The following is a 26614-nucleotide window of genomic DNA, read 5'->3' on the forward strand; positions in this document are numbered from 1 at the left end:
AGCCTCAAGGCTGCGGCGCACTAAGCATATTTCGATCTAGGAGCCCCCTACCCATCCCATGGCTGCTTCGATCTTCCTGTTGTTCAGCTCCTCGTGGCCATCGATGCAGCCCTCGTAGCGGCGGTGGATGACCTCAGGCGAGTTCCCCGCCCGGCGGGCGACCTCGGCGACGGGAACACCCGCGTTGAGCCAGTTCGTGATGCACGTATGCCGCAGGTCGTACGGTCGGTGGGCGAGCGGGGATTCCACCTTGTCCGGCGGTAGGGCGATCGGCCGGGCATCCTGCCAGACCCTCCAGTAGCTGGACGTCCCGAGTACGGCGCCGCGCTCGTTGGCGAAGAGCCGGCCGTCCTTCGCCGTGCCGAACTCCGCTATGTGCGCGCGGAGCATGGCGACCAGCGTCGGAGGAATCGGGACGGGGCGATCCGACTTGGGCTCCCGGGACTTGAGCCCGCGCCTGTCGTGGCGCTGCCCCGAATCCGTCCACCTCTTGCCGGACACCGGCCGGGTCTCCTTGAGGGTGAGCGTCCCCCACCCCTTCTCGGGGAGGTAGCAGTCCTTCTTCCTGAGCCCCACCGCCTCGGCCGGCCGCAGCGCCGCGTACATCTGGCAGGCGAAGAAGGCGACGAGTCGGCGACCGCGGTTCCGGTGGACTGACCCCACGTAGGAGACGGCCGTGAGGAGCTGCTCGCTCTGGACGGCGTTGACCAGGACCCGGGGGTCCACGACGTCACCCTTGGTGGACCCCGCGCGCTTCACTCCCGCGAGCGGGTTCTCCTCCAGGTACCCGCACTCGATGGCGTACTCCATGGCCGTGTTGAAGCCGCGGCGCCGGCGCTTGTAGGTCTCCCCCGCTGCCGGGGTGTCGTCCAGCTTGAACGAGAGCCGGTACTGGACGTCCCGCACCACCTTGGGGTCGGTGAGAGCCGAGAGCGTCAACGATCGGGTCCGGAGCCACGTGCACGCCGCCACGAGTTCCGGCGGCGGCTCCTCGTCCTCGTGTGCCGGTACCACCGTCCACCGCATCGCGAGCCGCGTCTCCTCCGGTGTGGGCGCCTTCTTGCCGCCCTCCACCATCGCGAGCGCCACCGTGGCCAGGCTGTCGGCCAGCCCTTCACGGGTCTTCGCCGCCGCCGTACGCCACCGGCTCGCCATGTACTCGCGGCTGAAGTCCCACCACGACGGATCGGGCTTCTCGTTCTCCTTCGCGGCAGCCGCCCGGAGCTCCGACTCTGGTAAGCCGGACGCCATGTCGAACGCCTCGCCCTTCCGCATCGCCTGCCACAGCTCGGAGCGGCGGCTCTCCGCGAGGGCCACGGTGGCGAAGCTGGCGGCCTTCACCTTTCCGGCGACCGTCCAGCGGATCTGGTACGGAGCCTTCTTGCTCCGTACCTGGTTGACCTTCCAGACCCGTACGTCCGTGGAGAGGGTCAGGTCTCCGGAAACGGGCGGGCGCCCGCTGTTGCGGGCGCCCGGGGTGGTGCTGGTCTTGCGGTAGGTCACGCGGCTTCCTCCAGGGTCTCGATCCAGCGCTCCAGGTCCGAGCGACGGATGCGGACCGCGCCGTTCGGGAGCTTGATGGCCTTCGGGCCCTTCTTGAGCTGACGCCACCGGTAGAAGGTGGCTCGGGGCACTCCGATCTCCTTCACGACCTGAGGGATCGTGAGCATCTCGTCACGCGTCGCGGACACGGGTCCTCCTCGACTGGCTACCGAAGACAGGGCAGGGCGCCGCAGAAACCGCAGAAACCGCAGAAACCTGCGAATCCGGGGTCTGACCTGCGGCGTTGCGGGTGCGTGGGTGGCTGCCGCAAAAATCGCGAGAATCGCCGCAGAAATGGACGGCGGCACCGAGGGCCGGGCGTCGCGTGACCGGCGACGGGATTTGTGCGGCGGTTTCGCAGATTTTTGCGGCTGCCGGGCCGACGGGGCGTTTCCGCAGGTGAGCACGGCCGCCCGGGGACTTCTGTGGATTCTGCGGTTTGTGCGGCGGGGGGCTCTTGCGAAGGCGGGTGGGGGGGCTCACGCCTTGGGCTCGCGGACGCTCGGGTGAATCAGGTACCGGGGCGCTGGCGGGCGCCCCCGTTTGCCGGTGCGGGGCGGGGTCTCGCTGCGGAGGTAACCGTGCTCCTCCAAGACGGCGGCGGCTGGCTCCAGTTCGGCGATGGTGGGGAACTCGGAACGGGAGAGCTTGGCGAAGAGGTCCCGGCGGCTGACGCTCTCCCAGCCGTTGTCCTCCAGGACGGACAGCAAGCTCCGGGCGCGAGCCAGGGTGGCGTCGGCGCCCATGAGGTCGAAGACGGTCAGGGCGTGGGCAGCGAAGTAGTCGGCCAGTTCGATCGCCGCACCCATCGTGGTGGCACTGATCAGGGTGTTGGTGCCACCGTCGATGTGCTCGGCGAGGTGGAGCAGACCGGCGATGCGGGCCGCAGCACCCACGAGCTTCCCTGCCCACTTCCCGATGTGCCCGAGCCGTCCGCCCTTGGTGCGGAGTTGCGGCTCCAAGTGCTCGCCGTACGCCTTGAGGGCGGCATCGGCCTCGGGGCCCACCTGAACCATGAGGGGATCGGTCCAGTCCGCGAGCTTGAGCGTGAGGGCGAAAACGTTCCGCTCGTACGTCGCACCCACGGCGGGCGGAACGGGGTCCGGGTCGATCTTCCGGTAGCCGACCAGGGATTCCGGCAGGCAGTAGAGGAAACGCGCGAGCAGCCCGCGTCCGTCGAAGCCGCGGTTCTTGCCGATGTCCTCCAGGACGCTGGGCTGGACGGCGAGGCCCATGGTGAGCGCGGGGGCCTCGATGAACTCCTGGCGGGTCCGGCGGTCGACGCGGAGCCGGTCGCCGGCGTGGCCCTTGAGGAAGACCTCCATGTTGGGGACGCCGGAGTACCGCCCGGCGATGATGTCGAAGATGCCGCCCTCGGCGGACATGACCGCGAGCCTGCCTCCCTGCTCGGCGAGCAGGGTGGTGACGGTCTCGGGGGTGGCGTCGTCGGCGAGGAGCCGCGGGCGCGGCGGCACAGTCAGGGACTCGGCGGTCTGGGCGAGGCCGATCGCCTCGGCCACCAGGTTGTCCCGCTCGGGGCCCTCCGCCTTGGCGGCTTGAGCGGCAGCCTTGTCGGCGGCCTCGCGGGCCATGCGGGCGGTGACCTCGGCCTCCACGATCGTGAGGTTGGAGCCCTCCACGAGCGTGTTCTCCGCCTCGTAGAGCGGGGCGGTCATGGCGGCGAAGACGGCGGACTTGCGGTTGGCCGGGCCGAGGGCGACGACGACGAAAAGGTTCGTGGGCTCGCGCCACCGCCCGCGCACCTGGACGACGGCCCGGCCGCCGGCCGCGGTCGCGAGGACGGAGAGGGCGAGTGCACCCGCGAGGTCCACCGGGGTCTGGGTCTCCTCGGCGAGCGCGACGACGAAGTCCGAGACCCAGCCGGGGAGGGCGTGGACGGGGAACGGCGGCAGCTTCGGCTGCCGGTCCAGCGGGATCGGCTCCGGCCACGCGACCGGGACGGTCGCGGCGCCGAGCGCGAGGGCCTCGCGGAGGTCGTCCTCGGTGGCCTCGGGAGACATACCGGCTTGGACGATGCGGGTGCCAGCCTCGATGCTCCGGCGGCGCCGGGCGAGGTCGTGGACGATCTCGGCGTAGTAGGTGGCGTTGGCCGTGGAGGGCACGGCCTGGATGAGGGTGTGGAGGTAGGGCCGACCGCCCGCGCGGACGAGTTCGCCGGTCTGCTCCAGGTGGTGCCCGAGGGTGATCGGGTCCACGGGCTGGCCCTGGGCGTGCAGGGCGAGGATCGCGCGGTGGATCGTCTCGTGGGCGGGCACGTAGTGGTCGGCCGGGTCCATCGAGCCGTCCACGTCGCCGATGACGCCGGGCGCGAGCATGAGCGCGCCGACGACGGCCTGTTCGGCTTCCCGGTCGTGCGGTGCCATCCGCTCCACGCCGCCGGGCACGCTGTGCAGCGGCACCACGGGGGCGTACTGCCCACGGGCGGGCTCAGGTGTCATGCTGGGGTTTCTCCTGTTTCTGTCGAAGGGACGGAGAGCCGGGGCGGTCGCGGTCTTGTGGTGAGAGGCGACCGCCCCGGGCACAGCTACTTCTGCTTGAGCCACTGCTCGTACTGCTGGCGGACGTAGGCGCGGGGGTCGCAGATGACCGTGGTGTCGTCGGTGTCCATGAGGCGGCGGGCCGCCTCGGTGGCCATCTCCGCCGCGTCGCTGCGTACGCGCTCGCTCTCGTCGCCCAGCGCGATGCGGTCCAAGAGCGCGGCCTTGCGGAGCCAGAACTCGCGGCCGAGACCCTTGCCAAACGCCTTGTCGGCCGCGGTGCCGGCGGTCCAGCCGATCTCGCTGATGATGCTCGGGGCGAGCGCGTAGGCCTCCTCGGGCGTCGGCCACTCCTCGGCCCGCAGGTCGGCGGTGAGGTAGAGACGCTCGCGCTTGCCGTCGCGGGTCGCGTACTGGCGTACGGCGCCCGTGGCAAAGGTGCCGCCGAGCGCGGCGGTCACCCGGTCGGTGTCGTCGGGGTCGCAGATGACGCGGATCTCGAACATGGGTCAGTACTCCTTGACGGTGGTGGGGCGGGGAATGCCGCAGGTCCGACAGACCTCAACGTGTGCGTACAGCGCGACGCGACAGCCGGAGCAAACCCAGGCAAACCCGTGCTTGACGTCCATGCGGATGCTGTAGCGCAAGAGGTGGGCGTCAATCCGAGCCCACAGCGAGTACCGGCGGCGGCCTTTGGTCCGGCGCATCAGCTCTCCGTCTCGTGGTCGGTACTGGGGAGTGCAGGCAGACCCGCATCGGCGAGGGTCTTGGGGTTGAAGCCGGGCAGGGCGGCTCGCGTGAGCAGCGCCGTGGCGAGCTGCTCGGCATACGCGGCACCGGTCCGGGCGACTTCGATCTGGGCTCCGGCGCGCAGGGCTTCCACGCGCTCGATGTGGGCGTGGTCCTCGCGCCGCTCGACGGTGCGGCGCTCGTAGGCGGTGGTCTCGCGGCGGGCGGTGCGCCAGTAGCGGGCGGCGAGGCCGTAGGCGACAGCGGTGGCGAGCACCCACAGCAGGAGCGGGAGGGACAGTCCGTCGGCGTATCCGGCGACCCCGACGAAGGCGAGGCCGCCCGAGGTCGCGAACGCGGTTCCGGCGAGGGTGCTGTCCCCGCAGTGACCGGCTGCGGCGAAGGCGCCGGCCGTGGCGGCTCCGGCGGCGAGGACGACCATGAGGGCGGCATTGCCGACGGAGTGTTCGGCGCCGTTGGCGTTCCAGATCCGACCGAGGACCAAGACCGTGGACGTGGCGAGGGCGGGGGCCACCTTCGGCGTGGCCGTGGTGAGCCAGTGCGGGACGGTGATCGGCTCGTTCATCGCGGGCTCCTTTGGCTAGTTGGCGAGGTCGGAAAGGGCCGTGGCGGAGGACTGGACGAGGTTGGCGATCGGCTCGTACGCACCGGTCCCGGCGGCGAAGAACCCGAAGAGGAAGAGCACGATGGCGGCGCCGGCCCCGGAGGACTTGCTCTTCACGGCGAAGACGGACGCGGCGCCGAAGAGCAGGACGGCGGAGATCTCGAAGTTCATGTCAGGCTCCTGTCGTTGCGGGGTCAGCGGGTGCCGTCGCGGTGGAGGCGGGCGGCGATGTTGAACAGGTGGCGGCCGACGCGGATGCGGATGCCGTGGCCCTTGCAGCGGCGGCAGGGCTTGCCGCGCTTGGGCTTGCCCTTGCGGTCCGTCTTGAGGGCGAAGCCGAGTCCGTTGCACTTGCGGCAGTTGCCGAACGGCGAGGCCGCACACAGGGCGATGTAACCGAGTGTGACGGCAAGCAGGAGTGCGCTAGCGGCGAGGAAGGGGGTCATCGGGGGCCTCTCTGGCGGTTTTCGGGGTATGCGCAGGTCAGCCCGCTAGGAACTAGCGTGCTGACCAGATGCGGTATGGGGTGCTAGCGGTGCCGCTAGACCTAGCGGGGCTTGCTGCTAGATCTAGCGGCGGTCCGCGTCAGCTCGCGTCCCGGTTTCCATCACGTTCCGTGATTGCGGTGGAGATGCGGGAGCGCTCGATGCCGCGCCGGTTGGCGCCCTTGCCGCTCTCGGTCTTGCCCCACACCTGGGTGGTGGAGATGCCGTGCGGCTTGAGGGCGGCGGCCAGTCCCTCGGGGTCCCAGCCGCCGTAGACGTCGGGACGCAGCTCGGCGAGCCGGGCCACGACGACTTCGGACCAGAGCTTGGGCTCCTCGGCGGGGACGACGGCGAGGATGTCGCGCAGCAGGTCGTACGCGCTGGTCTCGGCGGTCTCGAACGACTCGCCCAGCGCGTGGCCGGAGAGAGTGCCGGCCTGTTCGCGGAGCTTGCGGGCCCGCAGGCCGATGGTCTCGGCGGTGGGGGCGTCGACGTAGACCGAGGAGACGATCCGGGCGTCCGCTCCTTCGCCGACGAAGTAGTGGATGCCCTTGTCCTTCCAGGAGAACATCGTGGCCCGCACGCCTCGCTTGTACGAGGACGTGCCCAGGACCATGTCGTTCTCCAGCTGGCCCATGACCTTCAGGCAGAACCGGGCCGACGCGTTCGCGCTGATGCCGGTCGGCAAGGCCTTGGCGTCGGGGCGCTGGGTGGCAAGCAGCAGCACGATGCCGGTGGCAGGGCCGCGCTTGACCAGGTCGGTGCAGATCTCCTCGAACTCCGCGCCGTGCTTGGGGTGTTCGAACCACACCTGGCACTCGTCCACGCCGACGACGATCGGGTGGAGCCCCAGGTTCTTCATGTTCGCCAGCTCGCTGGTGACCTTCGACTCCGGGCAGATGTCCCGGGGCAGGGAGCGGATCATCTTCGCGCGGCGCCGCAGCTCGTCCCTCAGTTCCCGCAGGTCGGCGAGGGCGTACTCGATGTCCTCGTCGTCGTCTCCGGCACGGTGGCGGTGCGAGACGCGCTCGCCGACCGGGTCGAGGTCGCCGGTGCCCTTGAGGTCGTAGGTGTGCAGCTCGGCGCGCGGGTCGAGAGCGGCGATCAGGAGCAGCAGGCGCAGCAGGAACGTCTTGCCCATGCGGGGGATCGCGCCGATGACGGCCGCGATGTACATGAGCGTCATCTCCACCCAGCGTCCGCGCTGGTCGGTGCCGAAGGCGACCGGCTTGAACAGGTCCGTGGCCCCGCTCTTGAGCAGCGGCCACACGGGCTTCCGCGCGGTCGACATGTCCTGGTCACCGACCCACAGCACCAGGTGCCCGGTGTGCTCCTCCGGTACGGCCTCGGGCCAGACGCATCCCAGCGGGCGGCGCAGACCGGACGCGAGCTTGTCGCGGCGCTCGATCACGTCCGTGACGGTCACGCCGTACGGGAGGTCGCCCTCCGCGCGCCAGCCGGGCCCGTCGCGGGTGATCGGGGCGGTGAACGTGAAGCCGTCGCGGCCCTTGCCCTGTGCCTGGTTGATCGCCGGGATGCCGAGCGCCCCCAGCGCGCGCAGGACGATGTCGCTGGTGAGCTTGGGCGCCTTGGTGACCTCCACGGCCCGGTTGATGACCGGGGCGTCGGCCTGGCCGCCGGCCGACCCGAGGGCGAGCAGCAGCGCGCCGACCGAGACCACCTGGAGCCAGCCGGGGGCGAGGACGTAGAGGGCAAGCGCGGTGCCCATGCCGACGAGTGCGGCGAGGGTGGCGACCAGGGTCCGCAGCCGGACCCGGCCGTCGCGCTGCCGGGACAGCTTCAGGTACTCCGCCGCGTCCTCGCGCCGGACGGCGGCGAGTCGGACGGGCTCACCCTCGCGGTCCGCGACCCAGCGCATCGTGCCGCCGACGAACTTCGCCGCGCCCCGCGGGGCCTGGAGCGCGAGGCGCCCGGCGTAGACCGGGGAGCGGAGCGCGTGGTACCCGGCGAGGTGGGTGTAGTGGCTGGCGACCCAGCGGGCGGCGGTCTTGAGTTCGGCCGTCGACCGCAGCCACGCGGGGACGATCTGTCGCCGCTTCGCGCCCGCGAGTCGGCCGAGGTATCCGGGCCCGGCAAGCGCCGGACCGTCAACCAACCGGCGGGCCGACGGGTCGCCCGACTCGTCGGCCGACTCGTCCGTGTGGGAGTCGGGTGACGCGTCGGCGGTGGAGTTGGCCGACTCGGTGCGGGCGGATCGGGCCTTGTCGAGGTCGACCACGTCGGCCCCGGAGTCGGGCGACCCGGTGGTGGCCATGTCGGCTTCGAGTCGGTCGAAGAAGTCGTTCTCGTCGTCGGGGTGCTTCACTGAGACTCTTCCTTCTCTTGGGAGAGAGTGTGGGGTCCGGCCGCTGCTTTGGTCGGTTGTGACCGGACCCCGTGGCTCACAGGTCGAACAGGCCGCCCTGGTCGTCGTCGGGCGCCGCGGCGGAGCGCTGGGCGGCCCGGCGGGCGGCGGTGAAGCAAGGCGGGCACCAGGCGCGCAGCTCGCTCGCGGGCAGAGCCGCGGCGGCGAGCTCGGTGGTGAGCGGGTCCGCCGCCGCGGCCATGAGACGGATCGGGCCACTGTGCTTGCCCGCGTGGCGGCCATGCTCGCGGGTGCAGCGCCCCTCGCCCTTCGTGTGGGGCTGTCCGCATGCGCCGGCGCACTGGCAGCGGTAGCCAGCGGTCACCATCACCGTGCGGAACAGCCGTGCGGCAGCGATCGGCTCGGGCATCATGCGGCCCTCCCCGTTGGCTGTGCGGGCTCCAAGCGGTGCAGGAGAGCCCGGATGGCAACCGTGGCCTGTTGGGGGACGACCCCGTTGCCCAGGGCCTTGAGCTGCGCCGTGCGGGACAGCCCCGGCACGTCTGTTACGTGGCCAGTGGGCAGGCCCATCAGCCACTCGACCAGGGTCGGGTTCAGCCGTCCCAGAGCGTCAACTGGCCCGGGGGCGGGCCGACCGATGACCGCTTCCCACCGGGCGATCGCCGGTGCGTACCGGCCCCAATCCGGTAGGCCGCCGAGGGGAGCATCAGGTCCCCCTTCGAGCCGCGCTGATTCGGGCCGCCCTTGCTGCCGTCCGTCGCCCGCGGCGTCGGCAACAGCTTCGCGTACGACAGATCCGACAGGGTGGGCGAACTGCTGCGCGGGTTGGGTGCCGTCGCCTGCCGGGCTCCCTTGGAGTCGCCCACCACCGGTGTGGGCAGCAAGGAGACGACGTGCCGCAGGTTCATCCCGCCCTGAGCCGCGTGTCCCGCTCCGGTGCTCTCCGACGTCGACGGCGTCGGCAACAGCGAGGTGACGGCCGTCGGAAGCTGCCCCGCCTGCCCGCCGCCCCGCCAGTCCCTCGCGGCTGGTGTCGGCAGGCCAGGCGTAGAAGAACAGGCGGTTGCGCTGGTGAGCGGCACCGACATCCGACGCGCGAAGAGTGCACCACTCCGCATCGAACCCGAGGCGGGCAAGGTCGGCGAGGACGGTGTCGAATCCGAGAGAAAGGTGCCCTGCGACGTTCTCAAAGACCGCGAGTCGGGGTCGAAGAACGCCAAGGGCACGGGCGATGTGGGGCCAGAGGTGCCGGGCATCGTGCACTCCTTTCCGCTTGCCCGCAGTGCTGAACGGCTGGCACGGATAGCCGCCGACGACGACGTCGACCGGCTCCAGGCCGCGCCAGTCCACGGCCGTAAGGTCACCAAGGTTCGGCACGTCGGGGTGGTGGTGGGCCAGGATGCGGGACGCGCCGGGGTCGTTGTCCGCCACCCACGCGAGCGTCCCGCCGAAGACGGCCTGGACTGCCATGTCCAGCCCGCCGTAACCAGTGCACAGCGAACCGATCAGCGGCCCGCTCATGTCGCCGCCACGATCGCGGGACCGTCGGTCCGGGCGCCGCGTCGTCCGGAGCGGCGGCCGGCCACGGTGGCGAACAGCCGCCTCAGCCCCGCCCGCCGGACCCCAGCACGTGCCTGCTTGGCCGCGTACATGGCCTCATCGGCCCGGCCGAGGAGCGCGGAGAGGTCCTCGCCGGGGAAGTCTGCAGCGCGGACCCAGCCGAGGGACACCGTGGTGGCCACGTGCGGGTTGGCCTTGTCGGCGGGACGAGCCAGTACCCCGTGGAGGACGGCGAGCAGGTCCGCGACGGTGCCTTCGGTGTCCAGGACGACGGCGGCGAACTCGTCGCCGCCGAGGCGCCCGGTGACACCGTTCGGGCCGACGTAGTGGGCGAGCCGGTCGGCGGTGGCCTTCAAGAGGGCGTCGCCGGCCGCGTGGCCGTGGCGGTCGTTGATCTGCTTGAAGTGGTCGACGTCCGCGAGGACGACCACCGCCCTGTCGTCACGCAGGAGCGCGGCGGCCCGGCGGGTGAAGCCCTCACGGGTCCGCAGCCCGGTCAGCGGGTCGCGGCGGGCGGTGCGGAGCCGACGGCGCAGCCACAGCACGTGGCCGGACCATCCGGCCGCGAGCGGGCCGGTCGCGGCGAGGATCGTGGCGAGGGTGTTCATGCGGCGACCTCCTCGGCCGTCTCGGCGGACTCGTCCGTGTCGCTGCTGTCGTTCTTGTCGACGGAGTGGAGGTCCGGGCGGCTGGCCCGTTCGGCGAGCAACTCGTCACGCAGAACGCGGGAGTTGGCTGCCGAGCAGTGCAGTGCGGTCCGGATCGCCTCGGCGTTGATCCCCGCCAGCGGCCAGTCGGCGGTCAGCTCGCGGGCCTCGGCCAGCAGCTCCGCCGCCGAGCGGGGCGGTTTCGCCCCCTTGGGCTTCTGGCGGGTGGTGCGCTTGCGCGACTTCCGCTCGTCCTGCTCCTTGTCCGGCGGCGGCACAGCGGGCTCCTGCTCCGGCTCCTCCGCAGCCCCGTCGGGGGCAAGCTCCCCGAGCCGCAGGAGGACGCGCTCACGGCGCGGGGTCTTCGACCGCCACCGCCAGCCGTAGGTCTCGCGCAGGTCGGCGCGGGCGAGCTGCCGCTCCTTCTCACGGGAGAGCGCGTCGGCGTAGGAGGTGATCTCCCACAGGGTCATCCGACGCCACAGCGAGAACGTGGACGGGAAGGCAAGCAGCCACCGCGAGGCCCGGATCTTGTCCATCCGGCGGCCGGTCGCGGCCCCGATCCGTACGGCGTAGATATGGGCGCCAATCTCGGAGAACACCACCCACAGCAGCGGCATCGTGCCGTGGGCGAGCTTGGCCCACATCCCGTGCCCGGCGGCCACGTTCAGGCCGCAGGTGATCAGGGTGAGGACCCAGGGCACGAACCGCACCCACGCAAGGGCCATGTCCATCCGGATCAGCAGCAGGTTGGCCACCGTGAACACCGGAATGGCCACGTCGATGCCGACCGGCAGCATCCACGGCTCACCGAATCCCCACCGCAGCGCGGCGGCCGACACGGCGTCGAAGGAGGAGATGAGCCCGAGGGCTCCGACGCCGGCCGCGGCGAGCGCGCCGATACCGGCGAGGCCCATCTCAGGACGCGTCAGCGGCGGCACCGCCGACCGCTCGTTGGTGAGCACGGTCGTCATCGCGCACCGCCGAAGAGCTTCCGGTTCCGAACCGCCCAGCCGATGTGCTGGACGAGGAACCCGAGAACCGCCGCGGCGAACAGCCACGCCTGATGGACCACAACAGCGCCCGCGGCACTGCCCAACGCGATCAGCGAGCCGAGCCAGACGAGAACCAGCTCCAGGCCCCAGGGCACCCGGGCGCTCATGCCGCCGCTCCCTTCCTGGAACGGGAGCGGCGGGCCGTCGGCCGTACCAGCGAGATGACGTTGAACAGCTCCGGCGCGAACGCATCGATCGCCTCGGCGGCGACTCGGCTCACCTCGTCCGGCAGGTTCGGGTTGTCCGCGAGGATGTCCCGCGCCGCGTCCAGACGGGCCGCGCGCTCCTCCTCGCTCTCGCCCTCCACCCCGAGCCACAGTTCCACCGGGGTGCCGAGGGCGAGTTCCACGAAGTCGTTGGCGCTGACGGCCTGATGGCCGCCGATGAATGTACGCATGGCTGATCGCTCCTGAACTTGTCGAAGGGGCGCTGGGTGGCCTCGGTCCGTGGTGAGAGGCAGCCACCCCAGCGCGGCGGGGTCGGAATCTCTCCGGCTCCCCCTGCCTCGCCCGTACGGCACTCCGTGCGGGGCCCGGACGGGCGAGGGAGGCAACCGGCCGCAGCAACCGCTGCGCAGGTGACCTGACGTCCGCGAGTCACCGGCTATCCCGGTGCGTCGAAGCAGCGGATCAGGGGACGCGGCGGGCATGGTCGCCGTGCCGGTCGAGCACGGGCGACGCCCAGAGTCTTCGTCGATGCATGGAGACCCCCTCGGTCGGTTGGATCGGATGAAGCACTGCAAGGGGGACCTGTGTCCCCACCCTCCGGCCGTTGCTCGCGGTCGCCGGGCCACCTCGCCAGTACGGGCCGAAACCCTGTTCCACCTGGCCTTTAGCGGGATTGCAGCGTCCCCGCCCTGTGCTTGCAGACAGCACCTCTCTTCGGACCGAAGCCCGATCAGGTACATGTATTACCTGTTCCTCATCATGGAGAGACGGGTTGGGGTCGTCAAGTCCCTTGGTTTTCAAGGAGTTCGTGAACCCGCCCCGCTCGGTGCCTCAAGCTTGGCCTGATCAGGGCAGACGCTGAACTCCACACATGTACGGCTGCGGGACGACTTGGCTACGGTGAAGTCGTCCCAAGTCGTCCCGCGGGTGGGAGAGTGCGGCATGGCCAACGAACGACTGCGCGGCGCCATCATCGAGAGCGGCATGACGCTCGATCAGGTCGCCGAGCGGCTCGGGGTGTCGGCGAAGACAGTTGAGCGCTGGATAAACGACCCCAAGCGCCAGCCGTACCGCCGATTCAAGTACGCGACGGCCTCGCTCCTTCAGCGCGAGATGTCTTACTTATGGCCTGAGGAGCGGACGTCCGCAGAGGTCACCGAGGCGGGCAACGCCGAGCTGATCAAGCTCTACCCCCACCGCTCGGTCGTGCCGAATCGGCTCTGGACGCAGCTCTACGCCAGCGCTCAGCGGTCCTTCGACGTCTTGGTCTACTCGGGGTTCTGGCTCACCGAGGACGCGGCCTTCCACCAGGTCGTCAAGGAGAAGTCGGCCGCCGGCATCCCGGTCCGGTTCATGCTCGGCGACCCCGACTCAGCTGCGGTGGCAGTGCGCGGAGCCGACGAGGGGATCGGCGGGGCCATGGCAGGCAAGATCCGAAATGCCCTGGTCAACTATGCGCCACTCTTCGGACTCCCCGGCGTGGAGTTCCGCCTCCACTCCACCACGCTCTACAACTCCCTCTATCGCGCGGATGACCAGATGCTCGCGAACGGGCACCTGTACGGCGTCGGCGCGTACATGGCGCCGGTGTTGCACATCCAGCGGGTGGCCGGCGGCGAGCTCTTCGACGCTTACGCCGAGAGCATCGAACGGGTCTGGGAGAGCGCCCGCCCCATCACCTCGCCCACTGGCCTGGGAGGCTCGGACTCATGAGCCGTATCGACTACTTCCGCGACCCCGCCGCTCCAAAGGCCAACTCGGTGGTGCCGTCCGTGACGGTCGTCGTACGCGACGGCGAGGGACGGCTCCTCCTCATCCACAAGACCGACAACGACCTGTGGGCTCTTCCGGGCGGGGGCCACGACATCGGCGAGCGAATCGGCGACACCGCGGTCCGCGAGGTCCGGGAGGAGACAGGAATCGAGGTGGAGGTGAACAACATCGTCGGCCTCTACACGGACCCGGACCATGTCTTGGCGTACGACGACGGAGAGGTCCGGCAGCAGTTCTCCATCTGCTTCCGGGCTCACCCGGTCGGCGGTTCCCTGCGCACGAGCAGCGAATCGAAGGAGGTCCGCTGGGTGAACCCAGCGGACCTCGATGATCTGGACATCCACCCGTCCATGAGGCTGCGCATCCGGCACGGCCTGGACGAGTCACGACGGGAGCCCTACCTCGGCTGAGCGCCGGCCGCGGCAGCGGCCATACGGCACTCCACCCGCTCGTTGGCGGCGTAGATCTCGGGCGCCGCGCGCTGAATGAACCGTCCCACGATCGTGTCCGGCCCGTACCGCTGCACGATCTCATCCAGCCGGGCGACCGGGGTGGTGTGCCCGCCGTCAGGCGTCGTCGTCATGTCGGAGACGATCAGCGCGTCCACAAGCTCGGGCCGCTCAAGCTCGAACTCCGTCTCAAGCTCATGCCGAAGCCCTCGTTCCTCGGCCTCCAGGAGTGCACAGGAGTGATGCGCCACGAGCCGCACCACCCGCTCGTCGGCACCCTCTTGCTCTCGAAGGAACCGAGCACCGTCGAGTGGGTGGAAGCCGGTGGTCGCGATGGCCGGCGAATACCCGACGTCGTGCAGAACGGCCGCGGCCTCCAGCAGCTCGGCGTCACCACCGAGGATCGGGCTCAGGGACCGAGCCCGTTTGGCAACGCCGAGAGAGTGCGCCCAACGACGCGGCAGCGGCTCGGACAACATCGATTCGGAGAGCGAGTACGCCCACTCAGTAAGCCCCATAGACGCCAGGCTACGGGTGGCTCGGCGAAGTCGGGAGGGCTTGCACGATGCGCCCCTTGCCGTGGATGGCGAGAAGAAGACCAGCACCCTCCATCTGCGCCAGCGCACGTCGGACAGCGGTTCGGGAGGCAGCAAAGCGCTCACAGAGTTGCGACTCGGACGGAAACCGATCACCCACGGAGAGGGAATCGTCACCGATGACCTCGGCGAGGCGTTCAGCAAGGGGGCGAACAGGAGCCGACGACACTCGCCATCCCGCCCCAGGAACCGAGCTGATCAATCTGTCAGACTCAAGCCTCTTCAGCGCCCTTCGCACGGTATTCCGCGAAACTCCGTATTTATCCGCAAGGGATGCCTCAGAAGGCAAGGAGCCATCCTCGTAAGCCCCCTGCGCAATCTCCTGCCGCAATCCATCGGCAATGAGCAGATAGGTCCCGCGTGGGCTCGGCTCCGACACGGCGCCTCCTTCCTAAGGTCTCGGGTACTGCCAGAATCGCACGTGGCCGCAGTCCAGGTGGGCACTGCGCTCTCAGGCGGCAGAGGACGGGGACAGGGCAGCAGGCCGCCACGACCCATTGGGTGAGAACCGTTGAAGACACCTCCACTTCCAGCACCTTCAGCTCCGGCTTCCGCTCACTCGAACAGGGACCCAGGCGTCAGGTCTACTGCGGTACGATCTTCGACACTCAACTTCGGTTGAGCTCGCACCTCTTCCAGTCATGAGACTCGCTGAGGGGCGGTCCACTGCACCCTCCCTTCGGGAGGCCGAGTGAAAGAAGAGCAGTGCCACAGACCGGGTACATCTACGTCCCTGCTCCCTCCAGGGAGAACCTTGAGATCGGGCTCAACGCAGGCCTGTGGGGTTGGCGCAGCAGCGCACTCGACCGAGCCGGCGCCAGGCATGTCATCCAAGGCCTCGTCGAGGGCGACTTCCTAGTGCTTGGACACCGGGGCCCCAACAGCAGGGTGGCTCCCGGCGGATGGGCCAACGCCACGCTCCAGCGCGTGATCGTCACGCAGATCACCCGACCGTTGTTCGAGGCGACGGACCAAGTATGGGCGGACGACACATACCCCGAGCGCATTGGAATCGATGTCCTCAGCGAGGAGGACAACGTCACCGGTCTGAGTCTCGGTGCCGACGCCATGGAGGCCCTGCGCCTCTCCGCGAACAAGCAGGGCGCCGCCGTCGTCTTTCAGGGCTCTGGGACGATCGCTAACCTCGCCGCCGAGCTCCCCTCAATGGGAGACGGGTCGGAGCTCGGCGATGTGACCCATGACGGGGACACGAACGCGGTGGCTCAGGTACTTGTGCGGCGTGAGCAACAGAAGATCCGCAAAGCCCTCATCGGAGCTCGCTCGACCGCCAGATGCTCCTTCTGCGGCCGCACACTTCCCAGTCGTCTCATCCGCGCGGCACATATCAAGCGTCGTAGCGAGGCCAGCCGGCAGGAACGTCTCAACCTGAACAACATCCTGCCCGCCTGCCTGATGGGCTGCGACGAGCTGTTCGAGCACGGTTACATCTACGTGACCGTCGAAGGCACCCTTGCGGCAAGTCCTAGCAGCTCAGCAACAAGTGACCTCCAGCAGATAGCTGACGTTCTCGTCGGCCGGACAGTCGCTGATTTCGGTGCGCATCGAGCGGAGTTCTTCCGCTGGCACCGAGAACAGACCGCCGGCATCAGCGCATAACGGTCGCTCGCCTGAGCAGCACGTCCCAGCACCCTGGATCGACGTAGCCACCGAACCTTGAGTCCGGTGTAACGTCATTAGGCCGAACGAGTAACGGGTGTTGACCGGACGGTAACCATGACTTGCAGAACGCCTATCCGTCGATGACGGCAAGGCAGGACCGAAGGAGTCCACGCTCCAGTGGTGCCTCCCAAACCGACCTTCACCCAGCTCACGCCGGTGAGTGCCGACGGGCAGCACGTCACGCCGCTGCCCCTTTCCCACTACGGCCAGCTCCCCAAGCTGCACGTCTACATCGACGAGACCGGTGATCGCGGATTCAGTGCCGCGAGCCGGGCCCAGTCGCCCTTCTTCGCCATGACCGCCCTGATCGTCCCGCAGGAGGACGAGTGGAACGTCAAGATCACTGCTGGGGGTCTCAGGGCGTACGTGCACGGAGCTCAACCGCAACAGATCCTCAAACCCATTCACTGGGTTGAGCACTTCAAGCCCAAGCGACCCGAGCGCCGGGAGCACGCGGCACGAACCCTCGCGATGATGCCGAGCGCGAAGGTTGTCCATGTCATCGCCCATAAGGACACCGTCAACAGCGACGACGGCATGCGACAGGACAAGGGCGTCTTCTACAACTACACAGCGCGACTTCTGCTGGAGCGAGTGGCCTACGCCGCGAAGCACTGGCCTGGCGGCCCGCGGCTCGCCATCGTCCGTCTCGGCCTGGTCAAGCACATGGACCACGCAGCCGCCGAAGCGGCCCTGAACGCCATGCGGCAGGACAGTAGCTCATCGATGTGGGGGGTTCCCTGGCAACACATCTCGTGGCCACCCACATGGGAAGGGACTCAGCGCGACGGAATCCAGCTCGCCGACATTCATGCCGGCCTCCTCAACGCTGCACTCAGCGGGGACCCCACAGACTCTCGGTGCGCCCAGAACCTGCTGCTCTGCGGCCACCAGCTTCGCCGAAGCCCTATGGGCAAGCTCCTGGGCTACGGCGTGAAGGTCATCGGAAACGCCGAGTTCGTGACGAATCGTTGCTGGTGGGGCGACTGGAAGGGGCGGTAAACGCAAAGAACCCCAAGGGGACTCCCGGGGGCTACAACCACCTCTAAGGGTGGAGGGATCCAGTTCCCTGGTTCAAGCCTTGCTCCCGGCAGCCCCTGAGGGGCTCTTGCGATGACACTTAAGAGTAACTGAGATGCACGCTGGCATCCAGTGGCAGGCGTACAATGCTCGACCTTTTCACCCAAGAGATCTAACGCCAGGTTGCACTCGTTGACGCACTGACTGACATGCCATCTGATCGCTGAACGTACCTGACCAGCGATGATGCAAGATCTCCCACCATGCCGAGGACACCGCTGCGACTAGGAAGGTCTCACCACAGCGCTGGCACGCTTGTGACCTACCCCTCTGGAGTCATAGGCAACGGACCTGGCATCAATCACGGAGGAGACTGCATGCTCCCCAGCTCCTCAACAGTAGGCCAGGGTGGGAGCTCACCCCGGCTGGGCTCGGCCGCGTGCAAGGCACGAACTCCTCGCACTCGGGCAACAGCCTCCTGGAGGGCCTCGCCGGGGCTGAGGATCCGAAAACCAGCGAACTCCGCGGCAACACTGTCGCTCTTCTTACGCATCTGCCTGTCGTTCGTGACGAAGGCATGGCCGCCGTAACGGATCGCAGTGTGTACGTGCATGACGTCACGCGTGTGGTTCTTCCGGGCAGCCTGTCGATCCACCCCCGGCTTCAGCAGGGACCACAGGAGGTCCATGCTCGACACGTCCTGAGAGCTACCCAGTACTGCAGAGTCGAGCCGAGAGTGGTCGAGGACGAACACTCCAAAAGATTCCGGGTAGACCGCGCTTGCCTCCGTGAGAGAGGCGTGCAGCGCCGGGTCCTTGGCATCGCCAAGTTCTGTGTCCATGACGTCAGCACGAACCAGGCTGATCCAGCCTTCCTGCCACAGTCGCTTCAACGCAGCGACGTCATCGTCGACCGCGTCCAGAATGTGTGTGTCGATGTAGAGAACCAGCGCCGCAAGATTGTGCACCCCACCTGCCACCATGCCGGCGACGCTACGCCTCCCCCTAGACCTGCACCACCAGCTTGTGCAATCTGCCGCGGCGGCCCTGCATCGGCTCGTCTCCGAGTGAGCAGCGAGTGACATCGAGCGCCAGTCGGCTATGCGCTCACAAAAGCGCAGCTCAGGGACACTGAGGGCCAACGACTAGCCATGCCCTCCGGAGCCGTGTGCGCAGGTTCGAATCCTGCCGGGGGCACTTCGCAAGAAGTGCCAGACAGACCCCGTGATCAGCGGAAACGCTGAGAGCGGGGTTTTGTTGTATGTGTCCGCGGCCTGGGCCGTCAGGCATCGAGGCAGTTCAGGTCCGGGGCTCGGGACGACGAACGAGGGGGAAACAGCGGATGGCTTCGGAAGCTGGGGAGACCTCGACGGAGCCGGGCCGGCCGGTGTGGGTGCTGAAGCCGCTGGAGAGCGTCGGCCCGCTGCACTTCGGCATGTCCCCCGACGAGGTCCGGGCTGCGCTCCCGGAAGCCTTCGAACTCAAGCGTTACTCCGCCGACCCCTTCGCCCCGGACATCTACGGCCTCCAACTCCCTGGAGGGACTGGAACTGACCGGCCGCGCTCCGGCCGTACTCGAAGACACGGTCTTCGACCTCTATTCGTCGCCCGTTCGCAGAGTGTCGTACGGGCCGAGGGGTAACCCCGGAATCGGCGACATCGGCATGGCCCTGCGCGTTCAGGACACCGCTGGCGGGGTGCTGACCCGGCCGGTGCTGGTGGGCCGCGAGTGGGCCGACCGCTGCACCGACGACTGGGAGGGTTCCGTACCGGAGTGCGAGTGGCTGGGCCGTCAGTGGCGCGCCTTCGAGGGCTCGGATGTCTGGCCCCGGCCTGGATACGCGACGAACTGGCCGCTGGGGTGGACTCCCCCGTTCCCAGCGTCGTACTGCGGCTGAACAACCAGAGGTCCCCGGACAGGTCCAGAGGTCATGGGATCTGGGGTGCCAGGCGAAGCTCACTCGTACTCGCGCAGCAGCTCCTCGATGCGTCGGTTCAGTTCACCACCTACTGGCGGCCGTCGAGACACTTCGCGTACCGGGTCAGCAGAACTTCCCCGCCCGCGTGGAGCCAGGTGGAGAGCGCGGAGTGCCGGAGGTCGTACGGCCGGCAGGCGAGCGGCGAGGCGACGACGGCCGACGGAAGCGCAAGCTGCCGGGCTTCCTGCCAGGCTTGGTAGTAGGTGGAGGAGGACACCACTCCCCCCGGTTCTCACTGAAGAACAACCGCCCGTCGGCTGCGGTGCCGAGGGTCCGCCGCCTCTTCAAGGTCCCCGACTCCTCAAGGGACAAGACAGCTCAGCAGTGATCTCCCCGCAGGACTGGGCCGCCACCCAACGCCTATGGGACTACCACCAGATGGGCCAGACGCCCCGGCCATGCTCGGTGGCAATCGGACTCGGCAGCCGCGACCTGGGTGTGGCCGACACCGCAGTCGACCTAGCTGTGGCCGGATGTCGAGATCGTCAGCGCTTCAAGCCCGATGACGCTCCGGGGCTAAGTCGACTCCATCGGAGACGCCCGCTTTGGCATCGACATGCTCGTAGGAGCCCTACAGCGCCTCCTCGTCTGCCCGGAGCAGGGTTTCATGATCAGCCAGAAGGTGCCCGCCGAAGTGATCACCTCACACGAACGCCTCTGCCGAGACGAATGCACGAGCCGCCTGCTGCGAGACACTGACGGCAGGGCCCTCAAGCCCACCCTTTGAGGGGCATCCTGCTAGCGGAGAGTTCCGCCAGGTAGCCATGGACTCCTCATCGACGCACCATGGCACACTCCTCCTCTGATCACGAGGGTGTATGACCCTGTGACCTGGGAGGGGACCACTGTGGGCAGGATGAGACGGGCCGTCGTCGCGCTAGCTGTCATCGCGCTTGGAGCCACGGGCTGCGGCAAGAGCAACACCGGCGCCGAGGCGACCACAGCTCCTGCATCAGCGTCGCCACGACCCAAGGGCAATGGCCCGCTCCCGAAAGAGGTCGTACGCACCGATCTCGAAGACTCGGCCGCGGACGCGGGTGTTCCGGCGAATGATCATGAGTATGCGCGTCCGTTCGAGGAGGCTCCGGCCGGCTCCCCGCCATCGTGCTCCGTCGCTTTCAGGGGCATCGGCGACAAGAAAGCCCCGCTTGATTTCGCACGTTTCAAGGCCATGGTGGGCGAGCTGCGTGAACGCGACTGGCAGCAGTCTGGAGGGCTGAGGGAGCGCGAGAGCCTGGACGGCGTGATCAGCGATGCCCACGCGACTCTCGGGCAGCGCGGCTGGTCGGTGACCGCGCAGTATGGGCTCGCCGAGGACGGGGAGACGAGCGCGATCACTCTGACGGCCTACGACCTGGCGTGCATGAAGCGGACTGGCGCCGGCTGACCGATCCCGGCCGCCGTCCGCACGCCTGCCAGCTCGGGTTGATGGGCGACGAACCCACGATGAGCCGAGGCGGTACGCGAGTGCGGCTCAAGACGATGCCGCCGGCGAGGGCGCTCAGGCTCCGGGATGGAGCTGGGGTGGGCGGCGGCGTGACGGCCTCGCCGAGTCGCGTTCCAAGGTGGCGTAACCGAGGCCAGCCAGGGGGCCAGACGATCGGCCAGTCCGCTAAAACCTCATCAACGACTACGACTCGGGTTCATCGAGTTTCGGATGTCACTGGCCATCTCCTCAGCGTGTCCCCTGCCCCTGGGTGGGTTTCAGTTTCCTTTCGGAAAAGGTCAGCCATTCTCTGCCTGTTCTCCGCAATCTCGTCTGCAATTCGATCGACGTCAGATATGGTGAATTCACGCTCCTGCTGCCCCTTACGCTGCCTACTGCGAATGCACCAAAATTTCTGTTCGCCTGTCGAGTCCTCTCCCCAGGGGCGCTCAAGGTAGTCATCCCCCTCGCTCCTGCCGAGTGTCAGCTGCTCACGCCAGGTTCCGTGGGTTACGGCGTTGCGCATGACTCGCAACTTTCCCAGTTCGACCAGAATCCTGCGAAATTCGATGTGATCTTCACGAGACCATGTGCTGTAGTAGCCATCCACCTGCGACAGCATGGCTTTGAAGGTGTCGCTGAGCCACTCGCTCGTTTGACCCTCGAAAAGTAGCCATACGTCATTTTCGCTCGCCGATAGGAGGTCACAGATCATCTCGCGCAGCATTTCATCAAGTTGCGCGCTCTCGACCGCGACCCGACCTATCGCTCTGAAGAGTTCTGAATTAGAGGTGAATGTTGCCAAGGTGTCCGGCCCCTCTGGTGAAGTCGGATACCAGAATGGCATCACACACCTTGCCGCGCAGCGCTTTTCCGTCATTCCAAACCGGCTCCTGATGGCCTGGGTTGGCATCGGTCGGCGAAGGCCGTGCCACATCGGTGCCACATCGAGCGGGGAGCTACGGGGAACGAGGGGCGTAGTCCGGCTCTGGGGTGTCGATCAGCTCCCGCAGCATCTGTGCAGGTCAGGCATGCCCCAGCCCTCCCGATCTCCTAGAGCGGTGGCTTCCTTGCAACTAGCGGCAGGGGCCAGCTCGTGCAGGCCACCAGCGCGCTGCCGTCCTCGGTGAGGAAGAGCAGGGTGAATCGTGTCCGATTGTCAGGATCGATCAGTACGGTGCGCACGGGCCGGTCGTACTCTCTGATGAGCTGCACTGCTCGTTCCAGCCCGCGGGGTTCGAATCCGCGCATCCGCATACGCTGAAGTCGGCGACTGAAGACTCCGGCATGCGCACCAGTGGGTTGTACCCGCTCTTCCACCGAGTAGGGGGCGCCGCGGCGTAGGGCGGCCAGCGCTATCGCGGACGCCTCGTCATCGCCGACCAACAGCGATTCCAGAACATGCCGTTCCATGGTCACCCCTGTTTGGCTCATGCGGTAACAGCAGCCAGGTACCGCAACCCTAGTAACCGCCCCCGCACGGTAGCGTCCCCACGGGAACACCCAGCGGCCGATATGACCTCCGCGGCCGATCCCGCTAGAGCTACGGATCAGAAGCCCGCTGCGGAGCCGAGATGTCGATACCGGCTCCGCTGTCTGCTGTCTTCGGCCCAGGTCTCAGGCGACTTGAGCGTCGCGGGGCGATCAGTCGGCCGTCACTCCCCAGTAGCCGATCTGCGTCGGCTCGTTGTCGCGGTACAGGATCGTGCAGTTGCCCTGGGCCCGGTCGGGGAAGGGGAGGTGGCCCGAGGTCAGGGCCTCGTCCCATTCTTCGTACGTCGGGCGGCCGGTGGGGGACCAGGCGTGGATCTCCGCGGCGGTCAGGGGGCGCATGAACGGGCCGTCGTCCGTGTCCGTGGCGTCGATCATGCAGGGGAAGTCAAGCACCGAGGCCGTGCCGCCGGTGAAGACGTACTCGTGCCAGGCCTCGTCCCGCCACAGCTCCTCGATCGACCGTCCCCCGAAGCCGTGGTCGTCCCGCGCGAGCTCCTCCGCTCGGGCCTGTCGGAACGCTGCCTCCATGTCGGGCCGGTACGGGCCCGTCTGCGTCCATGCGTTGCCGCCCATGTCTGTCCCCTCCGCTGTGGGTTGTGCCGGTGAGGGTGCAGCGTAGGGCGGGGTACTGACAGGGAAGGAAGGGGGAAGACCCCGCCCCCTGTGCGCATCGCTGGGGGCGGGGTCTTTCTTCTGGGCCTGGGTTACTTGACGTTGATCGCCGTCCACGCGGCCGCGACCGCGTTGTACTGCGTGCTGCCCGTGCCGTACAGGTCCGCGGCGGCCGAGAGGGTGGCCGTGCGGGCGCCGGAGTAGCCCGTGGTGGAGGTCATGTAGGTGGAGAGGGCCTTGTACCAGATCTTGTACGCGGCCTGGCGGCCGATGCCCGTGACGGTGGAGCCGTCGTAGGTCGGCGAGTTGTAGGTGACGCCGTTGATCGTCTTCGAGCCGCTGCCCTCGGAGAGCAGGTAGAAGAAGTGGTTCGCCGGGCCCGAGGAGTAGTGGACGTTCAGGCGGCCGACCGACTTCGACCAGTAGTCGGCGGACTTGCCGTCCTTGCTGGGCTTGTCCATGTAACGGAGCGGCGTGCCGTTGCCGTTGATGTCGATCTTCTCGCCGATGAGGTAGTCGCCCGCGTCGGCGGAGTTGCCCGCGTACCACTCGACCGAGGTGCCGAGGATGTCGGAGGTCGCCTCGTTCAGGCCGCCCGACTCGCCGCTGTAGCGGAGGTTGGCGGTGGAGGAGGTCAGGCCGTGGGACATCTCGTGGCCGGCCACGTCGAGGGACGTCAGCGGGTGGGTGTTGTTGATGCCGTCGCCGTACGTCATGCAGAAGCAGGAGTCGTCCCAGAAGGCGTTCACGTAGGCGCTGCCGTAGTGGACGCGGGAGTACGCGCCGACACCGTCGCCGCGGATGCCGAGGCGGCCGAGCTCGTTCTTGTAGAAGTCCCAGGTGACAGCGGCGCCGTAGTGGGCGTCCGCGGCCGCCGTCTCGCGGTTGCTCGCGAGGCCGTTGCCCCAGGTGTCGGTGGAGTTGGTGAAGAGGGTGCCCTGGCCGGACGTGCCGCCGTTCAGGTCGTACGTCTTGTGGCCGCCGCGCGTGGCGTCGGTGAGGGTGTACGAGCCCGAGGTGCCGAGGGTGACCTGGCCGGCGTACATGGTGTTGCCCACGCCGGTCTCGATCGTCTCGACGGAGAAGAGCTCCTTGCCGGTGGTGGCGTCGGTGATGACCTGGCGGCGGCTCGGGGTGCCGTCCTGCTGCACGCCGGTGACGGTCGTCTCCCAGGCGAGGACGGGCTTGCCGCTGGCCGCCCAGATCACCTTGCGGGCCGAGGAGACGGCCTCGTCCGCGTTGGCGGCGGAGGCGAGGGCCGCCTTGCCGGCGGCGGCGCGCTCGACGGCCGGCGTCGTGCTCGCCACGGATATCCGGGCCTGGGTCGCCTTGGTGGTGGAGCGGGCGCCCGACTTCTTCTGGTGGACGACCAGGTCGCCGCCGATGACCGGAAGGCCCTCGTAGGTGCGCTCGTAGCGCGTGTGGACGGTGCCGTCCGCGTCCTTGACGACGTCCCGGACGACCAGCTTCTCCTTGGCCTGCAGGCCGATGGCCTCGGCGGTCGCCGCGGCCGCGCCCTGGGCCTCGTGGATGGCGGCGGCGCGCTGGGTGCCGGACAGCTGGACCGCCGTGGCACCGGCCTCGCGCTGGGCGTCGGCGTTGGCGGATCCGGTCTGGACGCCGACGACGACCATGGCGGCCGAGGCGATGAGGGCGGCGGCGCGGACGGTGGTGCGGCGGTGCGAGGACTGCTGGCGGGTCACGCGGGCTCCTTCGCTGAAAAGCGTGGGGATTGTGGGGGTGGGTGGTGCGGGTGTGAGCGTGCCAGCGAAGTCGCCCGTTTGACAGGTCTGCAACAAGGATTTGACCATGTGTTGTCCGAAGGACAGATAACTCTGTTCGCTATTCGGGTAGTTCGGGTCGGGTTACGACCCCCTCTGCCCGGTTTCGGGCAACACGAAGCCCCCTGAGCGATCACTCGGGGGGCTTGTCTGTTTTATGCGATGTGGCGGCGTTTTGCGGGAGTTGGGGTTACGCCGTGCGCTTGCGCGGGCTCGCCTTCTTCGCCGGGGTCTTCTTCGCCGGCGTCTTCTTGGCCGTCGTCGCCTTCTTGGCCGCCGCCGTTGTCTTCTTCGCCGCCGTCTCCTTCGCCGCCGTCTCCTTCGCCGGCGCCTTCTTCGCCGCGGCCTTCTTCGCCGCACCCCTCGGCTTGAGCTCCGTCACCACCGCGTCCTCCCCGCGCGCCTCCCTCGCCGCCCGGACGCTGCTCTCCAGGGCCGCCATCAGGTCGATGACCCGGCCGCCGCCCGCCTCCTCCCCCGGCGCCGGGGGTGCGACGCCCTCGCCGCCCGCCGCCTTCGCCGCGATCATCTCCTCGACCGCCGTCCGGTAGTCGTCGTGGAGAGAGGTGATGTCGACCTCGCCCAGCGTCGCCATCAGGGCGTCCGCCAGGTCCAGTTCGGCCTCACGGACCGTGACCGGGGTCTCGGGGGCCACGCCCTCGGGGGCGCGGATCTCGTCCGGCCACAGCAGGCCGTGCATGGCGATCACGTCGTCCACCACCCGGAGCATGCCCAGCCGCTCCCGCCCCCGCAGGGCGTACTTCGCGACCGCCACCCTGTCGCTGCGCTTGAGCGCCTCCCGGAGCAGGGTGTACGGCTTGGCCGCCGGCACGCCGTTCGCCGAGAGGTAGTACGCGGCGTCCATCTGGAGCGGATCGATCTCACCGGCCGGCACGAAGGCGACGATCTCGATCGTCTTCGCGGTGGGCAGCGGCAGCGCGGCCAGATCCTCGTCGGTGACCGGGATCATGGTCCCGTCGGCGTCCTCGTACGCCTTGCCGATCTCCGCCTGGGGCACCTCCTCCCCGTCGAGCTCGCACACCTTCTTGTAGCGGACCCGGCCGCCGTCCTCGGTGTGGATCTGGCGGAAGGAGACGGACCGGCTCTCGGTGGCGTTCACCAGCTTGATCGGGATGCTGACGAGCCCGAAGGATATGGCGCCGTTCCAGATGGATCGCACGATTCTTCCCTTTCGGGCCGAGGAGTCCGGAAACGTGGGATTCTCATCGTATGACGCCGATCACAGAGGTGGAGGGGCGGCGCCTGGCGCTCAGCAACCTGGACAAGGTCCTCCACCCGCTCACCGGCACCACCAAGGGCGAGCTCCTCCACTACTACGCGACCGTCGGGCCCGTGATCCTGCCCCATCTGCGCGACCGCCCGGTGTCCTTCCTGCGCTACCCCGACGGTCCGGACGGGCAGCTCTTCTTCACCAAGAATCCGCCGCCCGGCACACCCTCCTGGGTGAGGACCACCCCCGTGCCCCGCTCCGAGGACCCCCGCGCCCGGCAGGTCGTGATCGAGGACCTGGCCTCCCTCATGTGGGCCGCGAACCTCGTCGTCGAGTTCCACACGCCCCAGTGGCGGGCCTCCTCCCCCGCCGTCGCCGACCGGCTCGTGTTCGACCTCGACCCCGGGCCGCCCGCCGGCGTCGCCGCCTGCTGCCGGGTCGCCCTGCACCTGCGCGAGCGGCTCGCCGCCGACGGCCTGGAGGCCTTCGCCAAGACCTCCGGCTCCAAGGGGCTGCATCTGCTCGTCCCCGTCGAGCCCACGCCGTCCCCGGACGTCTCGGCCTACGCGAAGCGGCTCGCCGTCGAAGCGGAGGCGGAGCTGCCGGGGCTCGTCACACACCGGATGGCGAAGGCCCTGCGGCCCGGGAAGGTCTTCGTCGACCACAGCCAGAACGCCGCCGCCAAGACCACCGCCACCCCCTACACCCTGCGGGCCCGCCCCCGGCCCGCCGTCTCGGCGCCCGTCACCTGGGAGGAGGTCGAGGGCTGCGCCGCCCCCGCCGGGGACCCCGCGGAGCTCGCCCTCCTCATGGGCGACATCGCGCCACGTCTGGAGCGGTACGGGGACCTCATGGCCCCCCTCTTCGCACCCGAGCGCGCGGGAGCCGTGCCGTGAGCGGGGCCCGGCGGCGCGCGGGACGTGCCGCGAGTAGCCCGCCG

At 68.7% G+C, this 26614-nt stretch carries 29 protein-coding genes and 2 pseudogenes; 8 read left to right on the top strand and 23 right to left on the bottom strand.

Annotation, left to right across the window (positions count from 1 at the left end):
* Positions 1-36: 36 nt before the first annotated feature.
* From ACWGN5_RS30495 to ACWGN5_RS30560, 14 genes are all read right to left on the bottom strand, one after another.
* The gene (locus tag ACWGN5_RS30495) at positions 37-1503 is read right to left on the bottom strand and encodes a tyrosine-type recombinase/integrase (RefSeq protein WP_453521109.1); all 1467 of its coding nucleotides are present in this window, start codon (positions 1501-1503) and stop codon (positions 37-39) included.
* On the bottom strand, positions 1500-1691 hold the full coding sequence (locus ACWGN5_RS30500) for a helix-turn-helix transcriptional regulator (protein ID WP_033206761.1): 192 nt from the start codon (positions 1689-1691) through the stop codon (positions 1500-1502). The genes ACWGN5_RS30495 and ACWGN5_RS30500 overlap by 4 nt, the downstream gene beginning before the upstream one ends.
* A 330-nt stretch (positions 1692-2021) precedes the next feature.
* Complete coding sequence (locus ACWGN5_RS30505; protein WP_453521111.1) at positions 2022-4001, bottom strand: DUF3987 domain-containing protein; 1980 nt, start codon at positions 3999-4001, stop codon at positions 2022-2024.
* 86 nt (positions 4002-4087) lie between these two features.
* The gene (locus ACWGN5_RS30510; protein WP_453521113.1) at positions 4088-4546 is read right to left on the bottom strand and encodes a hypothetical protein; all 459 of its coding nucleotides are present in this window, start codon (positions 4544-4546) and stop codon (positions 4088-4090) included.
* Between the two features lie 200 nt (positions 4547-4746).
* Entirely contained in the window at positions 4747-5355 is a 609-nt protein-coding gene (locus ACWGN5_RS30515; protein WP_453521116.1) for a hypothetical protein, read from the bottom strand.
* 15 nt (positions 5356-5370) lie between these two features.
* Positions 5371-5565 carry a hypothetical protein gene (locus ACWGN5_RS30520; protein WP_328942541.1) on the bottom strand — a complete coding sequence of 65 codons (195 nt, stop codon included), beginning with the start codon at positions 5563-5565 and terminating at the stop codon, positions 5371-5373.
* Positions 5566-5588: 23 nt separating this feature from the next.
* A complete protein-coding gene (locus ACWGN5_RS30525) occupies positions 5589-5840 on the bottom strand; it encodes a hypothetical protein (RefSeq protein WP_453521119.1) in 252 nt (83 codons plus the stop codon).
* A 139-nt stretch (positions 5841-5979) separates the two neighbouring features.
* Positions 5980-8205, bottom strand: a complete 2226-nt coding sequence (locus tag ACWGN5_RS30530) for a cell division protein FtsK (RefSeq protein WP_453521121.1) — start codon at positions 8203-8205, stop codon at positions 5980-5982.
* A 76-nt stretch (positions 8206-8281) separates the two neighbouring features.
* Positions 8282-8617, bottom strand: coding sequence for a hypothetical protein (locus ACWGN5_RS30535; protein WP_453521123.1), 336 nt, complete (start codon positions 8615-8617; stop codon positions 8282-8284).
* On the bottom strand, positions 8614-9726 hold the full coding sequence (locus tag ACWGN5_RS30540; protein WP_453521126.1) for a DNA cytosine methyltransferase: 1113 nt from the start codon (positions 9724-9726) through the stop codon (positions 8614-8616). Before ACWGN5_RS30540 ends, ACWGN5_RS30535 begins: the two co-directional genes overlap by 4 nt.
* The gene (locus ACWGN5_RS30545; protein WP_453521129.1) at positions 9723-10373 is read right to left on the bottom strand and encodes a GGDEF domain-containing protein; all 651 of its coding nucleotides are present in this window, start codon (positions 10371-10373) and stop codon (positions 9723-9725) included. The genes ACWGN5_RS30540 and ACWGN5_RS30545 overlap by 4 nt, the downstream gene beginning before the upstream one ends.
* Positions 10370-11386, bottom strand: a complete 1017-nt coding sequence (locus ACWGN5_RS30550) for a DUF2637 domain-containing protein (RefSeq protein ID WP_453521131.1) — start codon at positions 11384-11386, stop codon at positions 10370-10372. Before ACWGN5_RS30550 ends, ACWGN5_RS30545 begins: the two co-directional genes overlap by 4 nt.
* Positions 11383-11574, bottom strand: coding sequence for a hypothetical protein (locus ACWGN5_RS30555; RefSeq protein ID WP_453521133.1), 192 nt, complete (start codon positions 11572-11574; stop codon positions 11383-11385). The genes ACWGN5_RS30550 and ACWGN5_RS30555 overlap by 4 nt, the downstream gene beginning before the upstream one ends.
* On the bottom strand, positions 11571-11864 hold the full coding sequence (locus tag ACWGN5_RS30560; RefSeq protein WP_453521135.1) for a hypothetical protein: 294 nt from the start codon (positions 11862-11864) through the stop codon (positions 11571-11573). The genes ACWGN5_RS30555 and ACWGN5_RS30560 overlap by 4 nt, the downstream gene beginning before the upstream one ends.
* A 712-nt stretch (positions 11865-12576) precedes the next feature.
* Between ACWGN5_RS30560 and ACWGN5_RS30565 the strand changes: the two genes are divergently transcribed.
* Positions 12577-13347 carry a helix-turn-helix domain-containing protein gene (locus tag ACWGN5_RS30565; RefSeq protein WP_453521137.1) on the top strand — a complete coding sequence of 257 codons (771 nt, stop codon included), beginning with the start codon at positions 12577-12579 and terminating at the stop codon, positions 13345-13347.
* A complete protein-coding gene (locus ACWGN5_RS30570; RefSeq protein ID WP_453521139.1) occupies positions 13344-13817 on the top strand; it encodes an NUDIX hydrolase in 474 nt (157 codons plus the stop codon). Before ACWGN5_RS30565 ends, ACWGN5_RS30570 begins: the two co-directional genes overlap by 4 nt.
* On the opposite strand, the gene ACWGN5_RS30575 is transcribed toward ACWGN5_RS30570, so the two are convergent.
* Complete coding sequence (locus ACWGN5_RS30575) at positions 13805-14374, bottom strand: HD domain-containing protein (RefSeq protein WP_453521141.1); 570 nt, start codon at positions 14372-14374, stop codon at positions 13805-13807. The genes ACWGN5_RS30570 and ACWGN5_RS30575 overlap by 13 nt on opposite strands.
* A 10-nt stretch (positions 14375-14384) precedes the next feature.
* A complete protein-coding gene (locus tag ACWGN5_RS30580) occupies positions 14385-14831 on the bottom strand; it encodes a FadR/GntR family transcriptional regulator (protein WP_453521143.1) in 447 nt (148 codons plus the stop codon).
* A gap of 548 nt (positions 14832-15379) precedes the next feature.
* Between ACWGN5_RS30580 and ACWGN5_RS30585 the strand changes: the two genes are divergently transcribed.
* The gene (locus tag ACWGN5_RS30585) at positions 15380-16069 is read left to right on the top strand and encodes a hypothetical protein (RefSeq protein WP_453521146.1); all 690 of its coding nucleotides are present in this window, start codon (positions 15380-15382) and stop codon (positions 16067-16069) included.
* Between the two features lie 183 nt (positions 16070-16252).
* Positions 16253-17134: a DUF3800 domain-containing protein gene (locus ACWGN5_RS30590; RefSeq protein WP_453521148.1), complete on the top strand. Its 882-nt coding sequence runs from the start codon at positions 16253-16255 to the stop codon at positions 17132-17134.
* A gap of 379 nt (positions 17135-17513) precedes the next feature.
* On the opposite strand, the gene ACWGN5_RS30595 is transcribed toward ACWGN5_RS30590, so the two are convergent.
* Positions 17514-18134, bottom strand: a complete 621-nt coding sequence (locus ACWGN5_RS30595) for a hypothetical protein (RefSeq protein ID WP_453521151.1) — start codon at positions 18132-18134, stop codon at positions 17514-17516.
* Between the two features lie 681 nt (positions 18135-18815).
* Here ACWGN5_RS30595 and ACWGN5_RS30600 point away from each other — a divergent pair.
* On the top strand, positions 18816-19049 hold the full coding sequence (locus ACWGN5_RS30600; RefSeq protein WP_453521154.1) for a hypothetical protein: 234 nt from the start codon (positions 18816-18818) through the stop codon (positions 19047-19049).
* A gap of 59 nt (positions 19050-19108) precedes the next feature.
* On the opposite strand, the pseudogene ACWGN5_RS30605 reads toward ACWGN5_RS30600, so the two are convergent.
* A pseudogene (locus ACWGN5_RS30605) lies at positions 19109-19403 on the bottom strand (tyrosine-type recombinase/integrase); the annotation flags it as partial.
* Between the two features lie 51 nt (positions 19404-19454).
* On the opposite strand from ACWGN5_RS30605, the pseudogene ACWGN5_RS30610 reads away from it, so the two are divergent.
* Both ACWGN5_RS30610 and ACWGN5_RS30615 read left to right on the top strand, forming a co-directional pair.
* A pseudogene (locus tag ACWGN5_RS30610) lies at positions 19455-19857 on the top strand (hypothetical protein).
* A 129-nt stretch (positions 19858-19986) separates the two neighbouring features.
* Complete coding sequence (locus ACWGN5_RS30615) at positions 19987-20517, top strand: hypothetical protein (protein ID WP_453521156.1); 531 nt, start codon at positions 19987-19989, stop codon at positions 20515-20517.
* Between the two features lie 256 nt (positions 20518-20773).
* Here the strand turns inward: ACWGN5_RS30615 and ACWGN5_RS30620 are convergent, their stop codons facing one another.
* The 5 genes from ACWGN5_RS30620 to ku all read right to left on the bottom strand — a co-directional run bounded on the left by ACWGN5_RS30620 (position 20774) and on the right by ku (position 25623).
* Positions 20774-21436, bottom strand: a complete 663-nt coding sequence (locus ACWGN5_RS30620; RefSeq protein WP_453521158.1) for a hypothetical protein — start codon at positions 21434-21436, stop codon at positions 20774-20776.
* 173 nt (positions 21437-21609) lie between these two features.
* The gene (locus ACWGN5_RS30625) at positions 21610-21990 is read right to left on the bottom strand and encodes a hypothetical protein (protein WP_453521160.1); all 381 of its coding nucleotides are present in this window, start codon (positions 21988-21990) and stop codon (positions 21610-21612) included.
* 210 nt (positions 21991-22200) lie between these two features.
* Positions 22201-22623 carry a hypothetical protein gene (locus ACWGN5_RS30630; protein WP_453521162.1) on the bottom strand — a complete coding sequence of 141 codons (423 nt, stop codon included), beginning with the start codon at positions 22621-22623 and terminating at the stop codon, positions 22201-22203.
* 131 nt (positions 22624-22754) lie between these two features.
* A complete protein-coding gene (locus ACWGN5_RS30635; protein WP_453521165.1) occupies positions 22755-24365 on the bottom strand; it encodes a M4 family metallopeptidase in 1611 nt (536 codons plus the stop codon).
* A 268-nt stretch (positions 24366-24633) separates the two neighbouring features.
* The gene (gene ku / locus ACWGN5_RS30640; RefSeq protein WP_453521167.1) at positions 24634-25623 is read right to left on the bottom strand and encodes a non-homologous end joining protein Ku; all 990 of its coding nucleotides are present in this window, start codon (positions 25621-25623) and stop codon (positions 24634-24636) included.
* Positions 25624-25673: 50 nt separating this feature from the next.
* On the opposite strand from ku, the gene ligD reads away from it, so the two are divergent.
* Positions 25674-26570, top strand: a complete 897-nt coding sequence (ligD, locus tag ACWGN5_RS30645; RefSeq protein ID WP_453521169.1) for a non-homologous end-joining DNA ligase — start codon at positions 25674-25676, stop codon at positions 26568-26570.
* Positions 26571-26614 lie beyond the last annotated feature (44 nt).

This window comes from Streptomyces sp. NPDC055815, assembly GCF_053616475.1.

Bases quoted from the DNA above. Each gene is read 5' to 3' on its own strand.
- ACWGN5_RS30505 (WP_453521111.1), bottom strand. From the start codon at position 4,001: ATGACACCTGAGCCCGCCCGTGGGCAGTACGCCCCCGTGGTGCCGCTG.
- ACWGN5_RS30510 (WP_453521113.1), bottom strand. From the start codon at position 4,546: ATGTTCGAGATCCGCGTCATCTGCGACCCCGACGACACCGACCGGGTG.
- ACWGN5_RS30515 (WP_453521116.1), bottom strand. From the start codon at position 5,355: ATGAACGAGCCGATCACCGTCCCGCACTGGCTCACCACGGCCACGCCG.
- ACWGN5_RS30520 (WP_328942541.1), bottom strand. From the start codon at position 5,565: ATGAACTTCGAGATCTCCGCCGTCCTGCTCTTCGGCGCCGCGTCCGTC.
- ACWGN5_RS30525 (WP_453521119.1), bottom strand. From the start codon at position 5,840: ATGACCCCCTTCCTCGCCGCTAGCGCACTCCTGCTTGCCGTCACACTC.
- ACWGN5_RS30535 (WP_453521123.1), bottom strand. From the start codon at position 8,617: ATGATGCCCGAGCCGATCGCTGCCGCACGGCTGTTCCGCACGGTGATG.
- ACWGN5_RS30540 (WP_453521126.1), bottom strand. From the start codon at position 9,726: ATGAGCGGGCCGCTGATCGGTTCGCTGTGCACTGGTTACGGCGGGCTG.
- ACWGN5_RS30545 (WP_453521129.1), bottom strand. From the start codon at position 10,373: ATGAACACCCTCGCCACGATCCTCGCCGCGACCGGCCCGCTCGCGGCC.
- ACWGN5_RS30550 (WP_453521131.1), bottom strand. From the start codon at position 11,386: ATGACGACCGTGCTCACCAACGAGCGGTCGGCGGTGCCGCCGCTGACG.
- ACWGN5_RS30555 (WP_453521133.1), bottom strand. From the start codon at position 11,574: ATGAGCGCCCGGGTGCCCTGGGGCCTGGAGCTGGTTCTCGTCTGGCTC.
- ACWGN5_RS30560 (WP_453521135.1), bottom strand. From the start codon at position 11,864: ATGCGTACATTCATCGGCGGCCATCAGGCCGTCAGCGCCAACGACTTC.
- ACWGN5_RS30565 (WP_453521137.1), top strand. From the start codon at position 12,577: ATGGCCAACGAACGACTGCGCGGCGCCATCATCGAGAGCGGCATGACG.
- ACWGN5_RS30570 (WP_453521139.1), top strand. From the start codon at position 13,344: ATGAGCCGTATCGACTACTTCCGCGACCCCGCCGCTCCAAAGGCCAAC.
- ACWGN5_RS30575 (WP_453521141.1), bottom strand. From the start codon at position 14,374: ATGGGGCTTACTGAGTGGGCGTACTCGCTCTCCGAATCGATGTTGTCC.
- ACWGN5_RS30595 (WP_453521151.1), bottom strand. From the start codon at position 18,134: ATGGTGGCAGGTGGGGTGCACAATCTTGCGGCGCTGGTTCTCTACATC.
- ACWGN5_RS30600 (WP_453521154.1), top strand. From the start codon at position 18,816: ATGGCCCTGCGCGTTCAGGACACCGCTGGCGGGGTGCTGACCCGGCCG.
- ACWGN5_RS30615 (WP_453521156.1), top strand. From the start codon at position 19,987: ATGAGACGGGCCGTCGTCGCGCTAGCTGTCATCGCGCTTGGAGCCACG.
- ACWGN5_RS30620 (WP_453521158.1), bottom strand. From the start codon at position 21,436: ATGACGGAAAAGCGCTGCGCGGCAAGGTGTGTGATGCCATTCTGGTAT.
- ACWGN5_RS30625 (WP_453521160.1), bottom strand. From the start codon at position 21,990: ATGAGCCAAACAGGGGTGACCATGGAACGGCATGTTCTGGAATCGCTG.
- ACWGN5_RS30630 (WP_453521162.1), bottom strand. From the start codon at position 22,623: ATGGGCGGCAACGCATGGACGCAGACGGGCCCGTACCGGCCCGACATG.
- ligD (WP_453521169.1), top strand. From the start codon at position 25,674: ATGACGCCGATCACAGAGGTGGAGGGGCGGCGCCTGGCGCTCAGCAAC.